The organism is Pseudomonas sp. P7548, from assembly GCF_013386585.1.
Lineage (GTDB): Bacteria > Pseudomonadota > Gammaproteobacteria > Pseudomonadales > Pseudomonadaceae > Aquipseudomonas.
On record NZ_JACARO010000113.1, the window covers coordinates 1 to 661 of the forward strand.

The 661-nt window shown below is 62.0% G+C and carries 1 protein-coding gene; it reads left to right on the forward strand.

Annotation, left to right across the window (positions count from 1 at the left end):
• Nucleotides 1-149: 149 nt before the first annotated feature.
• A partial coding sequence (locus tag HX803_RS30540; RefSeq protein ID WP_178925812.1) for a GNAT family N-acetyltransferase occupies nt 150-661 on the forward strand: 512 nt, incomplete at its 3' end.

Consider the following 661-nt stretch of genomic DNA (forward strand, 5'->3'; position numbering starts at 1 on the left):
CCCTAAGTAGCCATCACCGAAATAACGGATAAGCCCCCTGTCATCCAACCGTCACCGGAACTTCATGGAGATGACACCGAGCCTACATAGCCTGAGTTTGGACAAACAAGTCGACCGGCCGAACAGTGGCTGGCACTCGGAGATTCGCCATGACTCAGATCGCCCGCATCAGCGACACCGGCAATGAACGCCGTCTGCAAGCCGAACGCCTGATTGGCGCAGCGGCATTGCAGGAAGCCCAGGCCCTGCGTTTCAACGTGTTCAGCGGCGAGTTCAACGCCAAGCTGAAAGGTGCGGAACAGGGTCTGGACATGGATGACTATGATGTTCACTGCAGCCACATCGGCGTGCGGGACTTGAACACTGGCCGCCTGGTGGCGACCACCCGCTTGCTCGACCACGCGGCCGCCAGCACCCTGGGTCGTTTCTACAGCGAAGAAGAATTCAGCCTGCACGGGCTGCTCCACCTGCAAGGCCCGATCCTGGAAATCGGCCGTACCTGCGTCGACCCGGCCTACCGCAACGGCGGCACCATCGCGGTGCTCTGGGGCGAGTTGGCCGAGGTGCTGAACCAGGGCGGCTACAGCTACCTGATGGGCTGCGCGAGCATCCCGATGCACGACGGCGGTATCCAGGCCCATGCGATCATGCAGCGCCTGCG